Genomic DNA, 4,064 nt, shown 5'->3' with positions numbered 1-4,064 from the left:
CGTAGGGCCAGCTGCCGGCGTGCGCGGACCCGTAGTACCGCTCCCACGCGTCGGCGTCGGTGAGCCGGAAGTCGGCGCCGCAGTCGATGATCAGGGTGTCGGGGCCGAGCTGAGCGGCCAGCGCGGCCGAATGGCCGTGCGGCAGGGCCAGGAACACCACGTCGTGGCCGGCGAGCACGTCGAGCTCGGTCGGCTCGAGTACCCGCTGGGCCAGCGGGGTCAGGTGCGGGTGGTGCTCACCGAGCGTGCTGCCCGCGCTGGCGGCGGCGGTCACCGCGCCGATCGCCAGGCGTCCGTTCGCGTAGGCCGGGTGCCCGAGCAGCAGGCGCAGGATTTCACCGCCCGCGTAGCCGCTGGCACCGGCAACCGCCACCCTCATTCCGTCGGCCATTCCGCCGATTCTGCATGGTTATGCAGTGCTTTGCAAATCCATTCCACTAGGCCCGTAGCTCCGCGCCGACCGCCTCGGTGGCGCGGCGCACCGCGGCGTCGCGAGCCGCGGTCGCGTCGTCCTCGGTGAGGGTGCGGTCGGGTGCGCGGAAGCGCAGCGCGAAGGTCAGCGACTTGCGGTCCTCGCCGATCTGCGGGCCGGTGAACACGTCGAACAGCTGCAGGTCTTCGAGCAGCTCCCCCGCGCCGTCGCGGACGGCGTCGGCCACCGCCTGGGCCGGCACCTGCGCGGGCACCACCAGGCTGAGGTCCTGGAAGACGGCCGGGAACGGTGACACCCGCGGCGCCGGCAGCGTCAGCGGGATGGGAATCGCGTCGAGGTTGAGCTCGAGGGCGCAGGTGCCCTTCGGCAGCCCGGAGCGCTCGATCACCGCCGGATGCAGTTGACCCGCGTGCCCCACCGCAACGTCCCCGACGAGCACCTCGGCGCACCGCCCCGGATGCCATGGCAGGTATTGCGCCGCCCGCAACCGCACGTCGATGCCGCCGGCGCGGGCGATGATGCGCACCGCCTCGAACGCGTCGGCGGCTTCGGCGCGCCGGCCCGGGCCCCAGGGTCCGCGGTGTTCCCGCAGGCCGGTCAGCACCGCGGCGACGTGCTGGGGTTGCCGCGGCAACGACGCGTCGAGCGCGACGATCTCGGCGTCGGTGGGCCGGCGATCGACGGGGATCATATTCACGGCGCGGGGCTGCGCCGTCGGCTGGACCACCTGCGCGAGGGCGTAGAGGGAGACGTCGACCAGGCCGCGCGAGACGTTGCGCACCAGGGCTTCCAGCAGCGCCGGCAGCAGCGTGGTCGCCAGGTGCGGGCGGTCGGCCTCCAGCGGGTTGAGCACGTCGGTCGTGATGCGCCGCGGGTCGTCGGCCGGCAGGCCCCACAGGTCGAACACGCCGGCGGGCAAGAACGGGGTGGGCAGGATCTCCACATAGCCGGACTCGGCCAGCGACCTGCCGATCGCGCGGCGGCGCTTCTGCACGGCGGACAGGCCGCGGCCGGCCGGCGCCGACGGCAACACCGACGGAATGGCCTCGAGCCCCTCTAGCCGTAGCACCTCCTCCACGAGGTCGGCGGGCTGCAGCAGGTCGGGACGCCAGCTGGGTGGCGTCACCGTCAGCGTGTCCCCGTTCGTCACGACCTGGGCGCCGATCTGGGCGAGCCGCCTGGCGGTGGTGCCCGGCGCATAAACCACCCCGGCGAGGCGATCCGGCAGGTCGGCGGCGATGTCGATCGGCAGAAGCGACCAGTCGTCGCGCGGTGGGTCGCCGCGCCAATCGGTCAAACCCTCTTCGACGACGCCGCCGGCGATGTCGGCGAGCAGGGTGGCGCAGCGGTCCAGCGCGGCCACCGAGATGGCCGGATCCACCCCGCGCTCGTAGCGGCGGGCGGCTTCGCTGGGCAGGTGCAGCCGGCGCTGGGTGCGCGACACGGCGGCCGGGTCCCAGACCGCGGCCTCGAGCAGCACGTCGGTCGAATCGGCGCGCACCTCGGTGCTCGCCGCGCCCATCACGCCGCCGATCGCGGTGGTCGCCGTGTCATCGACGATGAGCACGTCGGCCGGTTCGAGTTTGCGCTCGATGTCGTCGAGCGTCACCACGGTCTCGCCGGGGCGGGCGAATCGCACACCGAAGCCGCCGGTGATGCGGTTGCGGTCGTGGGCGTGCATGGGGTGACCGAGCTCGAGCATCACGTAGTTGGTCACGTCGACGGCCGGGGACGTCGCGCGGATGCCGGACAACAGCAGCCGGCGCTGCAACCACCACGGCGACATGGCGGCCGGGTCGATGCCGGTGACCGGGCGCAGCGCGAACCGCCGAACCCCGGTGCCGGGCTGCACGGTCAGCGGCCAGGCCTCGCCGTTGGCCGGCAGTGGCTTGATCACCTGGCTGCCGGCGGGGTCGACGAAGTCCAGGTCGTAGGCGCAGGCGACCTCGCGGGCCAGGCCCCGCAACGACAGGCCGTAGCCGCGGTCGGGCGTGATCGCCAGGTGAAAGATCACGTCGTCCAGGCCGAGCACGGCGGCGGCGTCGGCGCCGGGGTCGGCGGTGCCCGGCGGCAGCACCAGGATCCCGGAATGGTCGGCGCCCAGGCCGAGTTCGGCCGCCGAGCAGATCATTCCGTCGGAGGTGCGGCCGTAGGTCTTGCGGGCGGCGATGGTGAAGTCACCCGGCAGCGTGGTACCCGGCAACGCCGCCACGATGAGGTCACCGACGACGAAGTTGGTTGCGCCGCAGACGATCTCACGGTCCTTGGTTTCACCGACGTCGACGTGGCAGAACCGGATCGGCTTCTTGAAACCGGTGAGCTCTTCGATGTCGGTGACCCGGCCCACCGTCAGCGGGCCGTCGACCGGGCCCAGGGTCGCGACCTCTTCAACCTCGTGGCCGATGCGCACCAGCGTCTGCTCCAGCTCGGCGGGGCCGACGTTCCAATCCGGCGCGCCGGCCGCCACGATCTCACGTAGCCAGCTGTAGGGAACGCGCATCAGGCACCCACCCCGAACGGAAGCGAGAACCGCACGTCACCCTCGACCATGTCGCGCATGTCCGGAATCCCGTTGCGGAACTGCAGGGTTCGCTCCAGCCCCATGCCGAACGCGAAGCCGGAGTACTCGCCCGGATCAATCCCGGCGGCGCGCAACACGTTTGGGTGCACCATCCCGCAACCGCCCCACTCCACCCAGCCGGGACCGCCCTTCTTGCCGACGAACCACACGTCGACCTCGGCGGACGGCTCGGTGAACGGGAAGAAGTGTGGCCGGATCCGGGTGCGCGCCTCGGGGCCGAACTCGGCGCGCGCGAACGCATCCAGCGTTCCCCGCAGGTGCGCCATCGTCAGGCCGCGGTCCACCGCCAGACCCTCGACCTGGTGGAACACCGGGGTGTGGGTGGCGTCGAGCTCGTCGGTGCGGAACGTGCGGCCGATCGAGACGATGTAGACGGGCAGCTCGCGGGCGAGCAGGGTGCGCACCTGCACCGGCGACGTGTGGGTGCGCAACAGCTGCCGGGAATCGTCGGGCGCGATGTAGAAGGTGTCCTGCTCGCTGCGCGCGGGGTGGTCGGCCGGGAAGTTCAGCGCGTCGAAGTTGAACTGCTCGGTCTCGACCTCCGGACCCTCCGCCAGTTCCCAGCCCATCGCGATGAAGGTGTCTGCGACGTGTTCGGCCAGGATGGTGATCGGGTGCCGCGCGCCGAGCGGCTGCCGGGTGGACGGCAACGTGACGTCGATGCCCTCGGCGACCAGCACCGCGGCGTCGCGCTCCGCCCGCAGGACCGCGAGCCGCTCGTCGTAGCCCCGCTGGGCGTCGGTCCGGGCGGCGTTGACCCGCTTGCCCGCATCGGCGCGCTCGTCCTTGGAGACGCCACCGAGCGCCTGGCGCGCCAGCGCCAGCGGTGCGCGGTCACCGAGGTGCTCGGTTTTGGCGCGCGCCAGCGTGTCGAGATCGCCGGCCCGCGCGAAGGCCTCCCGGGCGGCGCTGACCGCTGCGGCCAGGGCTGGCGGCGACAGATCGACGGGTTGATCACCCACGCGGCGACACTCTCCTTGCTGACGAGGCTGTTCGGGCTGCCCGCATCGATGTGCTTCCGCGCGGCACGGGTCGAGTGCTGATCATAGT

General features: G+C 72.3%; 2 protein-coding genes and 1 pseudogene. All 3 read right to left on the bottom strand.

From position 1 onward, the window contains the following. Positions 1-407 (bottom strand): annotated as a pseudogene (locus DQP58_RS26005) (N-acetyl-gamma-glutamyl-phosphate reductase); the annotation flags it as partial. 30 nt (positions 408-437) lie between these two features. Beyond that, a complete protein-coding gene (pheT, locus tag DQP58_RS26000; RefSeq protein WP_112710918.1) occupies positions 438-2,933 on the bottom strand; it encodes a phenylalanine--tRNA ligase subunit beta in 2,496 nt (831 codons plus the stop codon). Continuing rightward, complete coding sequence (gene pheS, locus DQP58_RS25995; RefSeq protein WP_112710917.1) at positions 2,933-3,976, bottom strand: phenylalanine--tRNA ligase subunit alpha; 1,044 nt, start codon at positions 3,974-3,976, stop codon at positions 2,933-2,935. The genes pheT and pheS overlap by 1 nt, the downstream gene beginning before the upstream one ends. Positions 3,977-4,064: the final 88 nt, after the last annotated feature.

It is taken from the genome of Mycobacterium colombiense (assembly GCF_003284975.1).
In the GTDB taxonomy this organism is placed as follows: Bacteria; Actinomycetota; Actinomycetes; order Mycobacteriales; family Mycobacteriaceae; genus Mycobacterium; species Mycobacterium europaeum_A.
Note: the sequence above shows the minus strand (reverse complement) of the source record. Positions and strands in the feature narration are given on the sequence as shown.